The organism is Pseudomonas sp. GW822-FHT04C11, assembly GCF_058800905.1.
Map to the genome: position 1 here is coordinate 1 of NZ_JBXAMS010000002.1, position 16908 is coordinate 16908.

General features: G+C 60.5%; 12 protein-coding genes and 1 pseudogene. 7 read left to right on the forward strand and 6 right to left on the reverse strand.

What is annotated here, in order from left to right; genetic code table 11:
* Positions 1 to 2957, reverse strand: a 2957-nt coding sequence (locus AC1RJ3_RS02700; protein WP_493077320.1) for a cadherin-like domain-containing protein, incomplete at its 3' end; no start/stop codon positions are given.
* Positions 2958 to 4248: 1291 nt separating this feature from the next.
* Here AC1RJ3_RS02700 and AC1RJ3_RS02705 point away from each other — a divergent pair.
* The 3 genes and pseudogenes from AC1RJ3_RS02705 to AC1RJ3_RS02715 form a co-directional block, all read left to right on the forward strand.
* A pseudogene (locus AC1RJ3_RS02705) lies at positions 4249 to 4509 on the forward strand (TolC family outer membrane protein); the annotation flags it as partial.
* Positions 4510 to 4527: 18 nt separating this feature from the next.
* On the forward strand, positions 4528 to 6687 hold the full coding sequence (locus tag AC1RJ3_RS02710) for a type I secretion system permease/ATPase (protein ID WP_347929293.1): 2160 nt from the start codon (positions 4528 to 4530) through the stop codon (positions 6685 to 6687).
* A 9-nt stretch (positions 6688 to 6696) separates the two neighbouring features.
* Positions 6697 to 8052: an HlyD family type I secretion periplasmic adaptor subunit gene (locus AC1RJ3_RS02715; RefSeq protein WP_493077323.1), complete on the forward strand. Its 1356-nt coding sequence runs from the start codon at positions 6697 to 6699 to the stop codon at positions 8050 to 8052.
* An 83-nt stretch (positions 8053 to 8135) separates the two neighbouring features.
* Here the strand turns inward: AC1RJ3_RS02715 and AC1RJ3_RS02720 are convergent, their stop codons facing one another.
* Together AC1RJ3_RS02720 and AC1RJ3_RS02725 are read right to left on the reverse strand one after the other, a co-directional pair.
* On the reverse strand, positions 8136 to 8738 hold the full coding sequence (locus tag AC1RJ3_RS02720) for a tRNA-uridine aminocarboxypropyltransferase (RefSeq protein ID WP_347929291.1): 603 nt from the start codon (positions 8736 to 8738) through the stop codon (positions 8136 to 8138).
* A 12-nt stretch (positions 8739 to 8750) separates the two neighbouring features.
* Entirely contained in the window at positions 8751 to 9644 is an 894-nt protein-coding gene (locus AC1RJ3_RS02725) for a LysR family transcriptional regulator (RefSeq protein WP_054596237.1), read from the reverse strand.
* Positions 9645 to 9842: 198 nt separating this feature from the next.
* Here AC1RJ3_RS02725 and speB point away from each other — a divergent pair, with 198 nt between their 5' ends.
* The 3 genes from speB to AC1RJ3_RS02740 all read left to right on the forward strand — a co-directional run bounded on the left by speB (position 9843) and on the right by AC1RJ3_RS02740 (position 13371).
* Complete coding sequence (gene speB, locus AC1RJ3_RS02730; RefSeq protein ID WP_054596236.1) at positions 9843 to 10793, forward strand: agmatinase; 951 nt, start codon at positions 9843 to 9845, stop codon at positions 10791 to 10793.
* Between the two features lie 385 nt (positions 10794 to 11178).
* Positions 11179 to 12558 carry a sodium:solute symporter family protein gene (locus tag AC1RJ3_RS02735; protein ID WP_493077326.1) on the forward strand — a complete coding sequence of 460 codons (1380 nt, stop codon included), beginning with the start codon at positions 11179 to 11181 and terminating at the stop codon, positions 12556 to 12558.
* 87 nt (positions 12559 to 12645) lie between these two features.
* Positions 12646 to 13371, forward strand: a complete 726-nt coding sequence (locus AC1RJ3_RS02740) for an MBL fold metallo-hydrolase (RefSeq protein WP_103315559.1) — start codon at positions 12646 to 12648, stop codon at positions 13369 to 13371.
* A gap of 73 nt (positions 13372 to 13444) precedes the next feature.
* On the opposite strand, the gene AC1RJ3_RS02745 is transcribed toward AC1RJ3_RS02740, so the two are convergent.
* A complete protein-coding gene (locus tag AC1RJ3_RS02745) occupies positions 13445 to 13573 on the reverse strand; it encodes a PA1414 family protein (RefSeq protein ID WP_009042667.1) in 129 nt (42 codons plus the stop codon).
* Positions 13574 to 13778: 205 nt separating this feature from the next.
* Positions 13779 to 14705 (reverse strand): putrescine utilization regulator PtrR, encoded by a 927-nt coding sequence (gene ptrR, locus AC1RJ3_RS02750; protein ID WP_489111735.1) that lies wholly within the window; start codon positions 14703 to 14705, stop codon positions 13779 to 13781.
* 103 nt (positions 14706 to 14808) lie between these two features.
* On the opposite strand from ptrR, the gene AC1RJ3_RS02755 reads away from it, so the two are divergent.
* Positions 14809 to 15987 carry an MFS transporter gene (locus AC1RJ3_RS02755; protein ID WP_493077329.1) on the forward strand — a complete coding sequence of 393 codons (1179 nt, stop codon included), beginning with the start codon at positions 14809 to 14811 and terminating at the stop codon, positions 15985 to 15987.
* Here AC1RJ3_RS02755 and AC1RJ3_RS02760 read toward each other — a convergent pair.
* On the reverse strand, positions 15935 to 16864 hold the full coding sequence (locus tag AC1RJ3_RS02760) for a DMT family transporter (protein WP_493077839.1): 930 nt from the start codon (positions 16862 to 16864) through the stop codon (positions 15935 to 15937). The genes AC1RJ3_RS02755 and AC1RJ3_RS02760 overlap by 53 nt on opposite strands.
* Between the last annotated feature and the right edge of the window lie 44 nt (positions 16865 to 16908).

The following is a 16908-nucleotide window of genomic DNA, read 5'->3' on the forward strand; positions in this document are numbered from 1 at the left end:
TCGGCCACCGCTACCGGCGCGTCGTTGGTACCGGTGATGGTCACGTCCACCGTGGAACTCGAGAGCGCGCCGTGTTCATCCTGCATCTGGTAAGTGAGCGTCACGTGCTCGACCACGCCCTGCGCCAGATGGTCGAAATCACTTCCCGGGCTGAACAGCAGCTGGTTGCCGACCACGCTGGCCGTACCCTTGTTTGCCGGCGCACTGGCCGAGTTCAGCGTGAACAGGTGGCCGTCGTCGACATCGGTGTCGTTGGCCAGCACGTTGATGGTCAGGGTCTGGTTTTCCGTGCCAGCGGCCGTATCGGCCACTGCCACCGGCGCGTCGTTGGTGCCGGTGATCGTCACGTCCACCGTGGAGCTCGAGAGCGCGCCGTATTCGTCCTGCATCTGATAACTGAGCGTCACGTGCTCGACCACCCCTTGTGCCAGGTGATCAAAATCGCTTCCCGGGGTGAACAGCAGCTGGTTGTCGACCACGCTGGCACTGCCCTTGTTTGCCGGCGCGCTGGCCGAGTTCAGCGTGAACGCGTGACCGTCGTCGACATCGGTGTCATTGGCCAGCACGTCTATGCTCAGTGTCTGGTTTTCCGTGCCGGCAGCCGTATCGGCCACCGCCACCGGTGCGTCGTTGGTGCCGGTGATGGTCACATCCACCGTGGAACTCGAGAGCGCACCGTGTTCGTCCTGCATCTGATAACTGAGCGTCACGTGCTCGACCACGCCCTGTGCCAGATGATCGAAGTCGCTCCCCGGATTGAACACCAGCTGGTTGCCGACCACGCTGGCCGTGCCCTTGCTTGCCGGCGCACTGGCCGAGTTCAGCGTGAACGCGTGACCGTCGTCGACGTCGGTGTCGTTGGCCAGCACGTCGATGCTCAGGGTCTGGTTTTCCGTACCGGCGGCCGTATCGGCCACTGCCACCGGCGCGTCGTTGGTGCCGGTGATGGTCACATCTACGCTGCTGGTCGAGATCGCGCCATGCTCGTCGGTCATGGTGTAGCTGAGTGTGACACTGGCCGTGGCGCCTTGCGCCAGATGATCGAAGTCAGTTCCGGGGGTGAACAACAACTGGTTGCCGACCACGCTGGCACTGGCCTGGCCGATTGGCGCGCTGGCGCTGACCAAGGTGAATGCATGACCATCGTCGACGTCGGTGTCGTTGGCCAGCACGTTGATGGTCAGGGTCTGGTTCTCCGTGCCGGCGGACGTATCGGCCACCGCCACCGGTGCGTCGTTGGTGCCGGTGATGGTCACGTCCACCGTGGAACTCGAGAGCGCCCCGTACTGGTCCTGCATCTGGTAAGTGAGCGTCACGTGTTCGACCACACCCTGCGCCAGGTGGTCGAAATCAGCCCCCGGGTTGAACTGCAACTGGTTGCCGACCACGCTGGCACTGCCTTGGCCAATTGGCGCACTGGCGCTGACCAAGGTGAATGCATGACCGTCGTCGACATCGGTGTCGTTGGCCAGCACGTTGATGCTCAGGGTCTGGTTTTCCGTGCCGGCGGCCGTATCGGCCACCGCCACCGGTGCGTCGTTGGTGCCGGTGATGGTCACGTCCACCGTGGAACTCGAGAGTGCCCCGTACTGGTCCTGCATCTGGTAACTGAGCGTCACGTGTTCGACCACACCCTGCGCCAGATGGTCGAAATCACTTCCCGGGGTGAACACCAGCTGGTTGTCGACCACGCTGGCTGTACCCTTGTTTGCCGGCGCGCTGGCCGAGTTCAGCGTGAACAGGTGGCCGTCATCGACATCGGTGTCGTTGGCCAGCACGTTGATGCTCAGGGTCTGGTTTTCCGTACCGGCGGCGACATCGGCCACCGCCACCGGCGCGTCGTTGGTGCCGGTGATGGTCACGTCCACCGTGGAACTCGAGAGCGCGCCGTGTTCGTCCTGCATCTGGTAAGTGAGCGTCACGTGCTCGACCACGCCTTGCGCCAGGTGGTCGAAGTCAGTTCCGGGGGTGAACACCAGCTGGTTGCCGACCACGCTGGCACTGCCTTTGTTTGCCGGCGCGCTGGCCGAGTTCAACGTGAACAGGTGGCCGTCGTCAACATCGGTGTCGTTGGCCAGCACGTTGATGGTCAGGGTCTGGTTTTCCGTACCGGCGGCCGTATCGGCCACCGCCACCGGACCGTCGTTGGTGCCGGTGATCAACCATGACATCGACCCGGGAGTTGCGGCGATGCCGTCGGTAACACCAAAGCTCACCGTCACCGTCATCGGCTCGCCTACTGCGAGGTGTTGGTAGGCCGCGTTCGTCGGGTCAAGCGTGAAAGAATGCGTTATCGCGTCATAGCTCACGCCGGCTGGTAGGGAAGCCGGGAGGTTAACGACAGAAAGTGTAGTGCCATGATCGACGTCTGAGGCGTGTGCTAGAGCGTTCAACGTGACAGCATGCCCGTCCTCATCGGCATTACCGGTTACTGTGCCAGTCACCACCGGAGCGTCATTGCGCCCCGCAAACTGCACGGTCGCAGTGGCCCAACTGAGCGTGCCGTTGCCGAGACGAATCGCATAGGTAAAGCTGTCCGTCAGGGACTCGCCGACAGCAAGCGCCTGGAGTTGTACCTTGAAAGCATCCGACAAAGTAGCGGCATCGTAGCCGACCCTGCCATCCTGGGTGATCCAGATCTTGGCACCCTGGCGACTGTGGTCACCACTGAGTGGATCAAGCGCCTCAATTCTGCTCGTGTCTTGGGTCAGGAGGTCGGCGGGGGCATAGATCTTGGTCGCAGTGGAAGCGCTGAGTGCGTCATCAAGCGACCAGAGCGTTTTCGCGTTGCCGCCCAGATCATTGGACATGACGTCCAGATATACGACCCCCTGCAGATCTTCAGTGATGGTCGCGCTGCCCGTACCAATAACACCAGTAGTGAAGATGTCATCCGTCGCCTGCGGGGTGTTGGAAAACGAAGTAACGGTTCCGCCGCTGGTAGTGGTGGTAGCCATGTCTTACTCCCGAGAATGCCAGTTCTTTAAAAATCGCTACGGACTGCTAACAGCCACAAAACGGACTCTTCTTTGCTGGAGCAAACCGGCGCAGTGTTCTGTCCATTCACGATGTCGTCATCCGATGTCTGTGAGGCGATGGGGACGAAGTCCCGTTTTTGTACCGCTCAGGTTGTTCGGGAGCGGTACGAGACGGTCGCCAGACATCGTCGGCCAGCTGGGCAGCCGACTGCCGGGCCTGACTGGATGGGCGCTGCCGGCAGAGGGGCGCCGGTATCGCGAAGGTGGAGAAGCTCGCCGCGCTTGAGGAACGCGCAAGACAGGTTGGGCGAACGTGGGACCAAGCCTGGGACTGCGCTGCGCATGGCACGCAATAAACCGAGAGCACCCATGTGGAAGGGACTCCTGAAATAATGGCTGGGTGGGGGGCCGTGCCTTGGGATATCACTGCGTCAAGGAGACGGCCTTTCCTGATATCAGGTTGATATTTGTCTAGCTGTCGGGTCAGACCTTGTAAAGGCGCTACCCGAAGGGAAAGGTGAAAAGCGCCAATATTCCGACAAGCGGACACTTAAGCGTCGATATTTTGGCGGTCTATTTTTGGCAAAAAAAGGGCCGAGAGGGCCATGGTCACTCAACACTGGCGCGGCTCAAATGAGCTGAAACCCAAATGGGGTGTGGGCTGGCTGAGTCTGTATCGACGCAGGTTCTTCTGCCTGTTCGCACTGCAGTTACCTGGCTCAGCGCAAACTGCGCTCCGTTTCCATCTTCTCGCCCCACATGGCCCTCGCAGGCTGGTTGTTTCTGCCGGGGTAAAACCGAATGAAATCAACTTCTCGTCAGGACACCCCCTCCTGCGTAAGCAGCGTCAAGATTTCTCGAGAAGAGTGTCAAAAAAAATGCCATTCAAGAAAACGCGCCGCTCCATCCCCCCTATGTTGAAAAAGTGATTGAGCGCTCCTTCAGACCGCCAAAGTTCTCTAAAGCTTATAAACCAAGGGTCTTCGGTTTGAACGATGTACTGGATTTAGCAGAGCGCATTAGCTTTTTTTGACATAGGCCTTATGAGAAATTCCTCTTGGTTTCTCTCCAAGATGTTCTTAGCTCTCTGTTACAAGCCTGAAACAGCTTGACCTATAAATCTCGCCAATTATTTGGCGACTGATAAGCACCATCAGGATCAGGGACTATGGCCGTTTCGAACCCCTCTGCTGCGCGATTTTATTGGCCACGGCTTGTTCACATCAGACCCAGGCCATGCCACTGAGCGAAGCGATTCAAAGCACACTGGACAACCACCCGGGTACGTACGGCCTACCAGGACCCGTTCGGCCTTGGCCAACGGACCCTGCTCGACCTGCTGGACAGTGAAAACGAGCTGTACAACGCCAATCGCCGCTACACCGAAGTGCGTTACAGCAAGGAGTTCTCCATGTACCGAGTGTTGGCGAACATGGGTGAATTATTGACCAGGGAAAAAGTCGTGGTGCCGGCGGAAGCGATCGCCCAGACCGAAGTGAAGAGCGAAGCCCGTTTGCCTGAAATGAGATAGCTCACTGGAGAGATCGATTTGACCAGCATGGAACCCGGCAACAATGGCGCTGATCCACGTCTGAGCTTTGATGATCCGCTGTTGGATGGTTTGTTGATCCTCTGCAAGCTGCACGACTGCACCGTCAGCCGGGCTAGCCTCAGTGCCGGGCTGCCACTGGCCAGGCAACGCATGAGCCTGGAGCTGCTGCCCCGTGCAGCGGCGCGGGCCAGTTTGCAGGCGCGATTGCTGCGGCGTGAACTGGCGTCGATATCAACGCTCAACCTGCCGGTGATGCTGATCCTCAAGAATGGCCGCTGCGCGGTCTTGCGGCGCTGGGGCGACGATGGCAAGGCGCTGATTCTGCCTAGCGAGGCCGAGGGCGGTGAACAATGGGTCAGCCGTGAAGAACTGGCCGAGGAATACAGTGGCCAGGCGTTATTCGCCCGGCCACGGCATGAGCTCGAAGACTTGCGCTCACCGCTGGTGCCGCGCGTCGAGGCCTGGTTTCGCGACACCTTGAAGCTGTCGCGCTGGCTCTACAGCGATGCAATTCTGGCGAGTCTCCTGATTAACCTGCTGGGGCTGATGGTTCCGCTGTTTGTAATGCAGACCTACGACCGGGTGGTGCCGAACCAGGCCACCTCGACCTTGTGGGTGCTGGCTATTGGGCTGTTGATCGGTACCGGTTTTGAACTGGTGCTGCGGATCGTACGCGCGCATTTGCTGGACACCGCCGGGAAAACAACCGACGTGATCCTTTCCGCGACTTTGTTCGAACGTATCACCGGCATGTCGATGAAAGCGCGACCGGCAACCATTGGCGGTTTTGCCCAAAGCATCCACGACTTCCAGGGGCTGCGCGAGTTTCTCACCGCCGTGACCCTGACCAGCCTGATCGACCTGCCGTTTACGGTGCTGATGCTGGTGGTGATCGGCCTGCTCGGTGGCTGGCTGGTGGTCATCCCATTGCTGGCGTTCCCGATCACTATCCTCTTCGCGATGATGGTCCAGATCCGCCTGCGCGACACGGTCCGCAAGAGTCTGGCGCTTGGCGCCGAACGCCAGGCACTGCTGATCGAAACCCTCGGCAGCCTGGAAACCCTCAAGGCCTGTAGTGCCGAAAGCGAACGCCAGCACAAATGGGAAAGCACCCACGGCGCCCTCACCCGCCTCGACAGCCATGCCCGCCACCTGTCGGCGCTGGTCACCAACGGCACACAGTTCATCCAGCAGTTCTCCGGCATGGCGACCATCGTCGCCGGGGTCTACAGCATCATCGCCAGTAACCTCAGCGTCGGCGCCCTGGTGGCGACCTACATGCTCGGCAGCCGCGTCCTCGCACCGTTGGGGCAAATCGCCGGGCTGATCACCCGCTACCAACAAGCCCAGTTGACCATGCGCAGCACCGATACGCTGATGTCCCTGCCACAAGAACGCGATGCCAAACAGCGGCCACTTGAACGCACGCAGCTGCTGGGTGCACTGGACGTCAGCGGCGTAACCTTCCACTACAACGGGCAAAACTCCCCGGCGCTGTCCAACGTCAGCTTCAGTGTAAAACCCGGCGAACGGATCGGTGTCATCGGCCGCAGCGGCTCGGGCAAAAGCACCCTGACGCGGTTGGTGATGGGTTTCTATGCACCGGAAGAAGGCCAACTGCTGCTCGATGGCCTGGACCTGAGGCAACTGGACGTCGCCGACCTGCGCCAGCAAATCGGTTATGTCGCCCACGACCTTCCGCTACTGGCCGGGAGCCTGCGGGACAACCTGACCCTCGGCGCCCGCTATATCAGCGACTCGCGGATGCTCGAAGTGGCCGAACTGACCGGTGTCACCGACCTCGCCCGCCAGCACCCGCAAGGCTTTGATCGGCCTGTTGGTGAGCGCGGCCAGTTGCTGTCCGGCGGCCAGCGTCAGGCGGTGCTGCTGGCCCGAGCATTATTGCTCGACCCGCCGATCATGTTGCTCGACGAACCCACCAGCGCCATGGACAACAGCAGCGAAGAAGTTCTGCGCCAACGCCTGCATAAGTGGGTTCAGGGTAAAACCTTGCTGCTGGTCACCCACCGTACCTCGATGCTCAGCCTGGTGGACCGTCTGGTAGTGCTGGACAACGGCCGGATCGTCGCCGACGGTCCGAAAGAAGCGGTCATCGATGCACTGCGCAAGGGCCGTGTCGGCTCTGTGGCTGTTTAGGAGTCGCCTATGTCTGCGTCACAAGGTTCACGCGGCTATTTCAATAGCTTCAGCAAAAGCGCAGAAAGCGAATTCATGCCCGACATCTACGCAGCATCGCTGCAGGATTCGCCGCGCTGGTCGCGGATGACCGTATGGATCGCCGCGGCGCTGATCATCACTGCGCTGGTCTGGGCCAAATTCGCCGTGCTGCAAGAAGTCACCATGGGTGAGGGCAAGGCCATACCGTCCAGCAAGGTTCAGGTGATCCAGAACCTGGAGGGCGGTATCGTCACCGAGATATTCGTGCGGGAAGGGCAAATCGTGAACAAGGGCGATACCCTGCTGCGCCTTGATGACACACGGTTTCTGTCTAACAAGGGCGAGAGTGAGGCGGATCGCCTTGCTTTGATCGCAAAGGTCGAGCGGCTGTCTGCCGAAGCCGAGGGTCGGCCTTTCAAGCTTTCTGACGAGGTCATCGCAAACGCCCCGCAAGTGGCTGAAGACGAGCGCTCGCTGTTTGAACAACGGCAACGTCGCCTGGCCAGCGAGCAACGCACACTGACGGAGCAACTTCGACAAAAAACCCAGGAATTGGCAGAGTTTCGTTCCAAGCAGGGCCAGTTCAGTTCCAGTCTGGGTTTGCTGCAACAGGAAATGAACATGTCGGCACCGCTGGTGGGAACCGGCGCGGTGTCACCAGTGGAAATGCTTCGTCTCAAACGCAGCGCTGTGGAAATCCGTGGTTCGCTGGACGCCACCACCCTGGCGATTCCCCGGGCCGAATCGGCGATCAACGAGATCAAAAGCAAGATCGATGAATCAGTGCAAGGCTTTCGCTCGGACGCCGCCAAGGAGCTCAACGAGAAACGCACCGACCTGTCGAAAATCACCGCGTCGAGCATTGCCATCGATGACCAGGTCACCCGCACCACGGTGGTGTCGCCGGTGCACGGGGTGATCAAGCAACTGAAGGTCAACACCATCGGTGGCGTGGTTCAGCCGGGCAGCGACATAGTGGAAATCGTGCCGCTGGAAGACAACCTGCTGATCGAGGCCAAGGTCCGCCCGCAAGACGTGGCGTTCCTGCATCCTGGCCAGAAAGCCATGGTCAAGTTCAGCGCCTACGACTACACGATCTATGGCGGCCTGAGCGCCAAACTCGAACTGCTCGGGGCCGACACCATCACCGACGACAAGGGCAACAGCTTCTACCTGATTCAGGTACGCACCGACAAAAACCACTTGGGCGGCGACGTTAAGCCGCTGCTGATCATCCCGGGGATGGTCGCTACGGTGGACCTCATCACCGGCGAGAAAAGCGTGCTGGATTACTTGCTCAAACCGGTGCTCAAGGCCCGCACCGAAGCGATGCGCGAGAGGTAGGTTTTTTTACCGGGATCGGCTTTGATTGGTCCATTGCCATCGCGAGCAAGCTCGCGATGGGGGCGACTTGGTAGACCTGCTGATTATGAATCAGCCCCACCATGATTTTTCTGGTACGTCTCCTCCCCCATCGCCGCAATCTGCCCTTCGATCAGCGCTTCAAACGGTCGCAATAGCGGCTCGAAGGTCGTCGGTGCCTCAAGCACCTGCAACGCCTGCACGATCGCCTCCACCGTCGACAACGCTCCCGGCCCCGGAGCCTTGCGCAACCGATAGCGCGAGACAGCGCCTTCGGCCAGCGTCACTCGGGGCAACGCTGCCAGCAATGGATTGAGGTGCAGCATCTTGCGCGCCTTGCGCCAGGTGCCGTCGGGCACCACCAGCAGCAACGGTTGATCGTCAGGCGTATAGGCCTGCAACGGTTGTGCATCGTCAGCCGGGAACAACAAGCGGGCCCGGTAACCCGGTTGATTCAGCAGACGCGGTAAATCCTCGAACACTTCGCCGACGATCAGCTCGGCATTGTTCAGCCCCAACGCCGCCAGCCGCGCGGTGTTCAGCGCATGGTTCACCTCGCTTGGATGCTGCAACAGCAGCACCCGGGTGCGGCTGTCGAGGCTCGGAATCAACGGGCACAGGCAGTGAGTTTGCGGGCGCAGGCAACGGGCGCATTGGATTCTGGACATACGATTTCCCCATCAGACCTGATTGAGCTGCGCTTTGAGCAAGTCGCGGAAGGTCTGGATCAATGGCTCGCGACTGCGCCCACGACGCACGATCATCGAAAACGGGGCCTGGTAGCCGAAAGTGGCCGGCAGCAGCACGCGCAAATCGCCCTTGTCGGCCCAGGCTTGAGCGTAGTGCTCCGGCAGGTAGCCGATGTAGGCGCCGGACAACACCAGAATCAGCTGTGCTTCCATACTCTCCACAGTCGCCGCGCTGTGCTTGAAGCCGTGGCGGGCCAATTCGGCCTGGCTCCAGTAACCGCGACCGACCATGCGCTGCTGGGTGATGACTTGTTCGGGAATGCGCCGCTCGTTGAACAAGGGATGACGATTGCTGCAATACAGCCAATGTTGTTCACGGTACAGCGGCATGTAGACCAGCCCGCTCATGCGCGTGGAGAACGCACCGATGGCCAGATCGAGTCGGTTGTCCTGCACGCCGAGTTGCAGTTCGTAAGGGCTCATCACCGACAGGTGCAAATGCACCGCCGGGTGCTCCTGGCTGTAGGCACCAATGGCTTCGGCGAACGGCAAGGCCTTGTCGCTGACGGTCGAGTCGATCACCCCGAGGTTGAGCGTGCCGCGCAACTCGCCCTTGAGCGCCGCGGCGTATTGCTCGAAACCTTCCAGCTCACCGAACAGGCGCAAGGTTTCCTGATGGAACAGCTCGCCCTTGCTGGTCAGGCTGAAACCGCCACGCCCACGATGACAGAGCACCAAACCCAACGCCGCTTCGAGCTGGCTCATGTAGGTGCTGATGGCCGATGTCGAGAGGTTGAGCTCTTGCTGCGCGTTGGCAAACCCCTGATGCCGCACCACGCTGACGAAGATGCGCAACAGTTTCAGGTCGGGTAAAGCGTTGGCCATGGGGGGGATCTCCAAACACGATCAGTGTGAAGTCTATCGCTGCCGGGGCCATTAGTTTAGAAAAACCTGAACTAAGTATTTGCCGGTAGCGATTCTTCTCCCGCAGCGTATTTCGCAGAATCCGTCCAACAGGTGCCCGTGCGATCCCTTTGCGCGGTGCAACCCCATAAATAAAACAATGATGATGAGGCCATACCCGTGGACAAGATTCTTCACCAACCACTGGGCGGCAATGAAATGCCGCGCTTCGGCGGCATCGCCACCATGATGCGACTCCCGCACTTGCAAACCGCGGCCGGCCTGGACGCTGCCTTCATCGGCATCCCGCTGGACATCGGTACTTCGCTGCGCGCCGGCACTCGCTTCGGACCGCGCGAGATCCGTGCTGAATCGGTAATGATCCGCCCGTACAACATGGCCACCGGCGCTGCACCGTTTGACTCGCTGTCGGTTGCCGACATCGGTGACGTGGCAATCAACACCTTCAACCTGCTGGACGCCGTGCGGATCATCGAAGAGTCCTACAACGAGATCCTCGAACACGACGTGATCCCGCTGACCCTCGGTGGCGACCACACCATCACCCTGCCGATCCTGCGTGCCATCCACAAAAAGCACGGCAAGGTCGGCCTGGTGCACATCGATGCCCATGCCGATGTGAACGATCACATGTTCGGCGAGAAGATCGCCCACGGCACCACCTTCCGTCGCGCCGTCGAAGAAGGCCTTCTGGATTGCGACCGCGTCGTGCAAATTGGTCTGCGCGCGCAGGGCTACACCGCCGAAGACTTCAACTGGAGCCGCAAACAGGGCTTCCGCGTGGTTCAGGCCGAGGAGTGCTGGCACAAGTCGCTGGAACCGCTGATGGCTGAAGTCCGTGAAAAAGTCGGCGGTGGCCCGGTGTACCTGAGCTTCGACATCGATGGCATCGACCCGGCCTGGGCACCCGGCACCGGGACCCCGGAAATCGGCGGTCTGACGACCATTCAGGCGATTGAAATCGTTCGTGGCTGCCAAGGCCTCGACCTGGTTGGCTGCGACCTGGTAGAAGTCTCGCCGCCGTACGACACCACCGGCAACACCTCGTTGCTGGGCGCCAACCTGCTGTACGAAATGCTCTGCGTATTGCCGGGCGTGGCGCACCGCTGAGGCAGCGCCCCCAGCCTGCTGCTTCAGCACCGCTAACGGTTTCGCTTTCTGCACCCCGGACAACCGCAGCTATCGCGCAATGCCAATCAGGCGTTGTGCGACTGCCGACGTTGTCGAGCCTGTTCCCAGCACCAGTGGCGGTGTTCGGGCAGCACGGGCAGTACGGGCACGGATTCGCTCGCTAAAGCGGTCATGTGCAAACCACCAGATTCAAGCATTACTCGTAGGGACAGGACGTTTGTGGCGAGGGAGCTTGCTCCCGCTCGACTGTGCAGCAGTCGCATTTTTGGGGCCGCTACGCAGCCCAGCGGGAGCAAGCTCCCTCGCCACAGCAAGCCTTGCTCCTACGAGACTCTTATAAGAAAGACAATCGGAGACACGCTTCATGGCTTTGGATTTATTCGTTGTACTCATCTATGCCGCCGGCATGCTCGTGCTGGGCTATTACGGCATGCGCAAGGCCAAGACCCACGAAGACTACCTCGTGGCCGGTCGTAACCTCGGTCCAACCCTGTACATGGGCACCATGGCCGCTACCGTACTGGGCGGCGCATCGACCGTCGGCACCGTTCGCCTGGGCTACGTCCACGGTATTTCCGGCTTCTGGCTCTGCGCCGCGCTGGGTTGCGGGATCATTGCGCTGAACCTGTTCCTGGCCAAGCCGCTGCTCAAACTGAAGATCTTCACCGTCACCCAGATCCTCGAAAAGCGTTACAACCCAATGGCCCGCCAGGCCAGTGCGGTGATCATGCTGGCCTACGCGTTGATGATCGGCGTGACCTCGATCCTGGCGATCGGCACCGTGCTGCAAGTGCTGTTCGGCCTGCCCTTCTGGATTTCAGTGGTACTCGGCGGTGGCGTGGTGGTGGTGTATTCGACCATCGGCGGCATGTGGTCGCTGACCCTGACCGACATCGTTCAGTTCGTGATCAAGACCGTTGGCCTGATGTTCATCCTGTTGCCGATCTGCCTGTACCGCGTGGGCGGCTGGGAGGAGCTGGTGCTGAAACTGCCAGCGTCCAGCTTCAGCTTCACCACCATCGGCTGGGACACCATCATCACCTACTTCATGATCTACTTCTTCGGCATCCTGATCGGCCAGGACATCTGGCAACGGGTGTTCACCGCCAAGAACGAAAAAGTCGCTCAGTATGCAGGCACCATTTCCGGCTTCTATTGCATCCTCTACGGCCTGGCCTGTGCGCTGATCGGTATGGCTGCGCACGTGTTGATCCCGGACCTGGACAACGTCAACAACGCCTTCGCCGCAATCGTCAAACTGTCCTTGCCTGACGGTATCCGTGGTCTGGTGATCGCTGCAGCCCTGGCCGCCATGATGTCCACCGCCAGCGCCGGCCTGCTCGCCGCATCAACCACCCTGACCGAAGACCTGCTGCCAAAACTGCGCGGTGGCAAACAGTCGAGCCTGAGCATCAACCGGCTGTTCACCCTGCTGACCGGTATTGTCGTGCTGGGTATCGCGTTGGTGGTGAGTGACGTGATCAGTGCCCTGACCCTGGCCTACAACCTGTTGGTGGGCGGCATGCTGGTTCCGCTGATCGGGGCCATTTTCTGGAAACGGGCAACCACCTCCGGCGCTATCGCCAGCATGGGCCTGGGCTTTGTGACTGCCCTGGTGTTCATGTTCAAGGATGGCCTGGATGCCAACACCCCGATCTACTACAGCCTGGCCGTCGGCCTGGTGAGTTTCGTCGTGGTCAGCCTGCTGTCCCCTCGCCCGGTTGCCGTGGCGAACGCGATATAAACTGAAACCAATAATGGCTTGAACCTTTTCTTCGGCGGGTGCAGCGTCGGTTGCTGCACCCGTTTTTTTCGCCTGGAGGAAAGCACGATGAAAATCGTCAGTCGCGACCAATGGTTCGAAGTCAAACACCTGAGCGACGGTATTCGGCTGATTCACGAGCCGTACATTCGACCGTTCTACCGCTGCAACCTGTGGCACATTCAGGGCCGCGACAAAGACCTGCTGCTCGATAGCGGCTCGGGCCTGGTCAGCCTGCGCGAGCAACTGCCCTGGCTGACCGACCGGCCGCTGGTGGCCGTGGCCAGTCATTGCCATTTCGACCATATCGCCGGTCATCACGAATTCCCCGAGCGGCTGGTGCATCCGGCCGAAGCGCAGATCCTCGCCGAACCCGACGGCGACAACACCCTTTCCAGGGCGTTTGTCGGCGACGAGATGTTCGAAGCCCACCCCGATTGCCCACTGTGCTACGCCGAATACCGGGTCAAAGCCGCACCCGCCACCGGGCTGATCGAAGAAGGTGACGTGCTGGATCTGGGAAATCGAACCTTGCAGGTGCTGCACACTCCCGGTCATTCACCGGGTGGTATCAGCCTTTTTGAAGTTGCCACCGGCACACTGTTCAGCGGCGACATCATCTACGACGGACCGCTGGTCGAAGACGCCTATCATTCCAACCTTGAGGATTACGCCCGCAGCCTGCAACGCTTGCGCTCGTTGCCGATTCGCACTGTGCATGGCGGACATTTCGGGAGTTTTTCCGGGGAGAAGTTGCACACGATGATTGACCAGTGGCTGCAACAGCACGCTTGAGGCAAGTGAGCTAGCGCAGCCGCGCCTCCGACGCGGTGGTCGAAGGCTGCGATCCTTTCACGCCTTACCTCGTTTACCGGCGGCGTTGCTGACGGCGGCGTTGCTCATCATCGGTGCGGATTGGCACGGGTTGCAGAGGTGGTTCGATCAAACCAAGCGCGACACCGAGGTCATGGAGCCAGTTTTGCAGTTTCTCTTTCATGGTGCCCCCCCTTCAGGGTAGTGCTGAGCGACCGGGTTCTATAGACGCTTCATACAGATAGTAGTCCGAAGTCTTACGCAATGCTCGCCTCAAAAGGCAAAGATCTGTTACCGAATTCATCAAAATCACTGTGGCGAGGGAGCTTGCTCCCGCTGGAACGCGAAGCGGCCCTAAAACCCCCTTAGGGCTGAACCCGCCAAACGCCTTACGACTGCTGCGCAGCCGAGCGGGAGCAAGCTCCCTCGCCACAATCGTTCGCCGAAGATGAGACCCCATACACCGCTTGTTGCACCTCGATCCAGGCATTGAGATTGGCGCCGAGCATACCCTTTCGCCACATCAGCCAGGTGGTGGCACTGGCGAAAGGCTCGGCCAATGGATGCACGGCCACACTCTCGCGTCCCGGCAGACTGGCCAGCATCGACTCGGACATCAGCGCCACGCCGGAACCGGCAATCACACACGCCAGCATCCCCTGATAGGACTCGATTTCCATCGCCCGGCCCATCGCCGCATGATCATGGGCGAACCAGGCCTCCAGGCGCATCCGGTAGGAACAGCCCTGGCGAAAGGTGAACACCGAACGCCCCTGCACATCCAGCGCGCTGCGCACCGGCGGGTGATCGGCTTCGCTGATCAGCACCAGTTTTTCGTCACACAGCGGCACACCGTCGAGCCCGGCCAGTTGCAGCGGGCCATCGACCAGCGCGGCGTCAAGACGCCCGGTGAGCAGGCCTTCGAGCAATTCACCGCTGGGCGCCGACTGCACTTGCAGGTTCACCGCCGGATAAGTGCGGTGATAGCGCGCCAGCAAACCCGGCAGATGAATCGCCGCGGTGCTGTACATGGTGCCCAGCACGAAATCGCCGGCCGGTTGCCCGCCCTGCACGGCTGCGTGGGCTTCGTCATGCAGGGCAAACAGCTTGGCGGTGTAGTCCAACAGCACTTTGCCTGCGGGCGACAACTGCAAACGCTGACGCTCACGCAAGAACAGTTCTACACCCAGCTGATCTTCAAGCTGCTTGAGCCGGGTCGACAGATTGGACGGCACCCGATGCAAGCGTTCGGCGGCGCGGGTGATGGAACCTTCCTCGGCCACCGCCTGGAAGATGCGCAATTGGCTGAATTCCACACCTTTCTCCAAATAAGAACAAGTTGCTCACTATTATTCATTTTTAAAGAAAGTCAATCAGTCCTAGCCTGACGGTCATTGCTCCGTCGCAGGAATCCCGACCATGTCGCCGCTTATACGCTTACTCGCCAGCTTCATTGCCTTGATGATGGCCATGGGCATTGGGCGCTTTGCGCTCACTCCGCAGCTGCCGCATTTGCTCAGCGAAGGTCAGATCGACCTGACTGCCGCGGGTCTGATTGCGGCAGCCAATTACCTGGGCTACTTCATCGGTGCAGTGGACGCGATGTTCGCCCATCGCCCCGAGCAAGTCCGTCGACGCTTGCTCGGCGGTTTGTGGCTGTGCGTGCTACTGACCCTCGCCTCGTTCTGGGCCAAGGGCTTCTGGCCGCATCTGGTTTTGCGCTTCGGTACTGGTGTAGCCAGTGCCTGGGTGCTGGTGATGATCACCGCGTTGAGTCAGCCATTAGCGATGGCCGCCGGACGTCCACGGCTTGGTGCACTGGTATTCGCCGGACCGGGCCTGGGGATTTTTCTGACAGGTTTGCTCGCACTTGGCTCGAACCTGTTGGGACAAAGCTCCGCAACCTTGTGGCTGGTGTATGCCGGCGTAGGCCTGGCGATGCTGTTGGTGATTCTGCCGATCCTGCCGCAACCGACTGCGAGCTCGGCAGCCACAGCCACGGCCGTCTCCTCAAAGAGTGCCGGTATCCCGCGACTCGGTTTGATCTACGCGCTGTACGGCCTGGGCTACATCATTCCGGCGACCTTCCTGTCGCAGATGGCCAGTGCCCGTTTTCACGGTCAATGGCAGGCCGATTTGTTCTGGCCGTGTTTTGGCCTGGCGTCCGCCATCGGTGTGCTGCTGGTGAGTTTGCGCCGGCATAACCCCAACGCCACGCGTCACTGGCTGATCGCGACATTGTGGCTGCAAGCCGCCGGGGTCTTCGCTTGCCTGCTGGGCAGCGGTCTCGGTCTGGCTCTGGGGGTGATTCTGTGTGGCACGCCGTTTCTGGCCTGCATGCAATTGGTGATGCAGCGCTCGCGAGAACTGGCGCCGCAGGCCACCCAGCGCAATGCCGGCCTGCTGACCGCGTGTTTTGCCGTGGGTCAGCTCAGCGGGCCATTGCTGGCAGCGCTGAGCAGCCACTTCAGTGGTGGCTTGCAACCGGCGTTGATGGTGGCGGGCAGCGGCCTGCTGGTAGCCGGTGGTTTGCTGCTGCGTCCACTCAACGCTCCAGCATTGTGCGCAAACGACGGCGCACCCACTGTTCTGCGCTGACAAAGGTGATGCCGAGCAACACCAGCACGGCACCGACGACAAAGTTGACACTCAACGGCTCACCGAGCAGCAACACCCCGAAGGTGACACCGAACAGCGGCGTCATGAAAGAGAACACCGCGAGGTTCGATGCCAGGTAACGGCGCAGCAGCCAGAACCACGTCAGGTAGCTGAAAAACGACACCACCAGCCCCTGGAACAGCACGCTGGCCACCGCCACGTTAGTCAGGTGGACGTGGGTGATCTGCCCGCTTAGCGCGGCAATCAGCAGCAGGCCGAGAAAGCCGACGATCAGTTGATAAAACAGGGTCAAGGTCGCCGGTGCTTCCGACAACCGCGAGGCGCGCACCACGACAGTCGTCGCGCCCCAGGCGGCCCCCGCCAGAACGCCGAACGCATCGCCGAGCAGCATCCGCCGGTCCAGATTGTCCCAGGACACACCCCCGGCAAAAGCCACGGCAATACCGACAAACGCCAGCAAAATCCCCAGCCATTGCAACCGTCGCAAACGCTCGCTCGGCAGCAGCCAGTGCACGCCCAATGCGGTGAAGATCGGCGCGGTATAGAGGAACACCGACATGTGCGCCGCCGTGGTCAGTTTCAGGCCTTCGGCGATGAACAGAAACTCGGTGGCAAACAGACCGCCCGCCAGCAAACCGCCGCGCCAGGTGCTGCCAACCTGATTCCAGCCGCCCTTCCAGCAGATCAGCAAACCCACCAGCAATGCGGAAATTCCGGAACGTGCGGCGGCCTGCATTACGGGTGCGATGTCCGCCGCCGCCCATTTGATCATAACCTGCTGGATACCCCAGATCAGACACAACCCGAGCATCACTTGCAGGGCAAAACCATCGGCGTTGCGCCGAGTGGCAATCACCGCGAAACCTCGCGAACGGTTAACGACATGGCAGTTACTCATTA

Coding starts and splice junctions, on each gene's coding strand:
- AC1RJ3_RS02715 (WP_493077323.1), top strand. CDS start 6,697: ATGTCTGCGTCACAAGGTTCACGCGGCTATTTCAATAGCTTCAGCAAA.
- AC1RJ3_RS02720 (WP_347929291.1), bottom strand. CDS start 8,738: ATGTCCAGAATCCAATGCGCCCGTTGCCTGCGCCCGCAAACTCACTGC.
- AC1RJ3_RS02725 (WP_054596237.1), bottom strand. CDS start 9,644: ATGGCCAACGCTTTACCCGACCTGAAACTGTTGCGCATCTTCGTCAGC.
- AC1RJ3_RS02735 (WP_493077326.1), top strand. CDS start 11,179: ATGGCTTTGGATTTATTCGTTGTACTCATCTATGCCGCCGGCATGCTC.
- AC1RJ3_RS02740 (WP_103315559.1), top strand. CDS start 12,646: ATGAAAATCGTCAGTCGCGACCAATGGTTCGAAGTCAAACACCTGAGC.
- AC1RJ3_RS02745 (WP_009042667.1), bottom strand. CDS start 13,573: ATGAAAGAGAAACTGCAAAACTGGCTCCATGACCTCGGTGTCGCGCTT.
- AC1RJ3_RS02755 (WP_493077329.1), top strand. CDS start 14,809: ATGTCGCCGCTTATACGCTTACTCGCCAGCTTCATTGCCTTGATGATG.